General features: G+C 72.9%; 4 protein-coding genes. 3 read left to right on the top strand and 1 reads right to left on the bottom strand.

Going from position 1 to position 3237, the window contains the following annotated elements; all coding sequences use genetic code 11:
- Window positions 1–3 precede the first annotated feature (3 nt).
- Entirely contained in the window at window positions 4–246 is a 243-nt protein-coding gene (locus ABD308_RS23610; RefSeq protein WP_344338319.1) for a chaplin, read from the bottom strand.
- Between the two features lie 477 nt (window positions 247–723).
- Here ABD308_RS23610 and ABD308_RS23605 point away from each other — a divergent pair, with 477 nt between their 5' ends.
- From ABD308_RS23605 to ABD308_RS23595, 3 genes are all read left to right on the top strand, one after another.
- Window positions 724–963: a chaplin gene (locus ABD308_RS23605; protein WP_344338317.1), complete on the top strand. Its 240-nt coding sequence runs from the start codon at window positions 724–726 to the stop codon at window positions 961–963.
- Between the two features lie 223 nt (window positions 964–1186).
- Window positions 1187–2476: a hypothetical protein gene (locus tag ABD308_RS23600; protein WP_344338315.1), complete on the top strand. Its 1290-nt coding sequence runs from the start codon at window positions 1187–1189 to the stop codon at window positions 2474–2476.
- A gap of 35 nt (window positions 2477–2511) precedes the next feature.
- Window positions 2512–3012 carry a MarR family winged helix-turn-helix transcriptional regulator gene (locus ABD308_RS23595; RefSeq protein ID WP_344338313.1) on the top strand — a complete coding sequence of 167 codons (501 nt, stop codon included), beginning with the start codon at window positions 2512–2514 and terminating at the stop codon, window positions 3010–3012.
- Window positions 3013–3237 lie beyond the last annotated feature (225 nt).

Below are 3237 nucleotides of genomic sequence, written 5' to 3'. Positions count from 1 at the left end.
GGTTCAGCCGGCGTTGACGCAGGTGTTGCCGAACGACGGGTTCAGCAGCGCGATGATGTCGATGGTGTTGCCGCACAGGTTGATCGGGACGTGCACCGGGACCTGGATCTGGTTGCCGGAGAGCACGCCGGGGGAGTTGGCGGCGACGCCCTCGGCACCGGCGCTGGCGAACGCGCCGCCGGCCGCACCGACCACCAGGCCGGCGGTGGCGAGAGACAGGGCGGCGGTCTTCTTGACGTTGCGCATGTGTTCTTCCTCCGTATTCTTCCCGACCGTCTGTGGAAATAGTCGGGAGCCGGGCAGGGGAAATCCTGACCCGTTGGCTTCTGGGAATGCCGTGATTGTCACTCGGGCGGCCCAGATGGCGCGTGTCGCCCATGGCGCGGGCGATGAGTGGCCGCCGCGGCACCGTGCGCCGCGAACAATTCCCGCACGGCCGGGAAGCATTCGAATCGACGCGCGACCGGGAGAATTCCGGACGGGTTTGGACCGGCGGCGGATCTCCTCGTCGTAGCGGGGCGGATGGAGCGTGTTCCGACTGGAGAACGAGGCAGGCTGCCGGGGGAAACGGCCGGATCGGGGTGTCACCCGATTGCCCGGCCCCGGGGTCGCGTTCCCCCGGACGGGTGACAGTCGGGGTGCCCTCGCAACCGGCCAGACCGGGTCTCGTTGGAGATGTCGCACTCCCCGTGCATCTCTGTCGAACAGTCAGGAGGCTCCTACATGAGCATCAAGAAGACGGCCGCCGTCGGCGCCGCTGTGGTCGGCATCGTCGCCGCCGGTGCGGGCACCGCGCTGGCCAGCTCCGGCGCGGAGGGCGTCGCCGCCAACTCCCCCGGTGTCGTCTCCGGCAACCAGATCCAGGTCCCGCTGCACATCCCGGTCAACGTGTGCGGCAACACGATCGACATCGTGGGCATCCTGAACCCGGCCTTCGGCAACACCTGCGTCAACAACGGCTGATCGGACCTCGGTCCGGCCGGTGCGAGCCGCCGCTTCCGTGCTTCCCTCCTGGGGCGCGGGGTGGCGGCTCTCGGCGTTTCCGGGACCGGTCGGTCCCCGGCCCGCCCCTCGTCCGCCGGGTGGGCTCCCTCTCGGCCCGGCGGCGGCGGTGTCGTAGGCTCGCCCGGCGTCGCGGTGTCGGTCGGCGCGCCGGTCACGAGTGGGGCGGGGAGTACCAGAGCTGATGAGCGCGGCATCGAGCACCGGGTCGTCGGAGGCCCAGGAGACCCCGGAGGTCCGGGAGGCCCGGGAGGCCGAGGATGACCGGGGGACCCCGGCGGAGCGGGCCCCCGGCCGGTTCGGCGCCGCGGTGGACCGCTACGCGCCCGCGCTCGGCGCGTACGCCGTGGTCAAGGCGACCGGCCTGACCGTCTTCCTCCTCCTGCTCTCGCACACCGAGGACTTCCTGAAGAAGGACCCGGGGCGCGGCGGCGGCGCCCGGCCGTGGGACGTGCTCGGCACCTGGGACGGCATCTGGTACCAGCGGATCGCCGAGAACGGCTACGACCCGCAGCTGATCCCGGTGCACGGCTACCCGCTGGCCACCTTCTACGAGAACTCCGCCGCGTTCTTCCCGCTCTACCCGTGGCTGATGCGGCTGGTCGGGGCGGTCACCGGGCTCGGCCCGTACGGCTCGGGCATCGTCGTCTCGGTGCTCGCCTCCTTCGTCGCCGCGGCCGGGATCTTCGCGATCGCCGACCGGATCGGCGGCTTCCGGGCCGGTGTGACCGCGGCGGTGATCTGGGGCCTGTTCCCGGGCTCCGGCGTGGAGTGGGCGGTCTACTCGGACTCGCTGTTCGTCGCCCTCTCGGCCTGGGCCTGCTACTGCGTGATGACCCACCGCTGGCTTGCCGCCGGGGTGCTCGCCCTGGTGGCGGGCCTCAACCGGCCGACCGCGGCCGCGCTGATCGCCGCGGTCTCGATCTCCGCGCTGGTGGCGCTGGTGCGGCGCACCGACGGGGTGGCCCGTCCGCTGACCGCGATGCTGATCACCCCGTGGGGCCTGCTGGGCTACGTCGCCTGGGTCGGCTGGCGGATGGGCGACTGGACCGGGTACTTCAAGCTCCAGCGCGGCGCCTGGAACCGCTACTTCGACTGGGGCGCGTCCACCGCCAGCAGCACCCTGGACACGGTCACCGGGCACTGGACGTTCTGGCAGTCCAACCCGGCGCCGGACCTCATCGCGGTGGGCCTGCTGATCGCCCTGCCCGGGCTGCTGGTGCTGCTGCTGCGGCTGCGGCCACCGCTGGTCCTGGTGCTCTACACGCTGCTGACCATCGTCCTGGCGCTGAGCAGCAACCAGATCTACGGCAACATCTCGCGCTACCTGCTGCCGGCCTTCCCGCTGTTCATCGGCCTGGCGGTGGCGCTGCGCCGGCTGCGGCCGTCCACGCTGGGCGGCCTGATCGCGATGCCGGCGGTGGCGGCCGGATGGTACGCGGGCTACGCGCTGTTCGAGCTGGGCATCCCGTAACCGGGGGCCCGCACGGGGCCGCGTAACCTCGACCCATGACGACCAGCCGCACGCCGCCCGTGCGTCAGACGCACGACCTCTCCGGCCTGCTGGACCACGCCAGCCACGTCCTGGCGACCCGGATGGCGGCGGCGTTCACCGAGCTCGGCGTCACCCCGCGCGCCTACGGCGTGCTGTTCCACGCGCTGGCGGCCGAGCGCACCCAGATCCAGCTGGCCGAGCTGGCCGGCCTCGACAAGACCACCATGGTGGTGACCGTCGACGAGCTGGAGCGGACCGGGCTGGCCGAGCGCCGCCCGGCCGAGGCGGACCGGCGGGCCCGGATCGTCCGGGTCACCGAGGCGGGCGAGCGGGCCGTCGAGCGGGGCACGGCGATCGCCGACCGGGTGCACCGGGAGGTTCTGGACTCGCTGCCGCCGGCCGAGCGGACGGTCTTCGTCGCGGCGCTGACCCGGTTGGTGGCCGGGGGAGGGGCGTTGGCCGACCCGGTCGGGGGCGACCGGACGGTGCGCCGCGCCCGTCGTGCCCGGGGCTGAGGCCCGGGCGTGGCGGTAGTCGGTTTCCGGTCGGCTTGTATGCTCCACCTGGCGCCAGGGGGGACGTCCTGGCCGCTGATCGTTCGATGGCACAGCCGTGAAGAGGTGCGGGGATGTCGGGTCGCCGAGACAGGAGTCAGCCCAACGTGGCCCAGCCGCGCCCGGGGGGCTCGACCGGCTCGGCGGGCACCGGATCGGGTGGCGCCGTCCCGGCGCCCCGGCCGG

Source organism: Kitasatospora putterlickiae (assembly GCF_039527695.1).
Classification (GTDB): domain Bacteria; phylum Actinomycetota; class Actinomycetes; order Streptomycetales; family Streptomycetaceae; genus Kitasatospora; species Kitasatospora putterlickiae.
The sequence above is the reverse complement of the archived record's forward strand: the minus strand, read 5'-3'. Positions and strand labels throughout refer to the sequence as shown.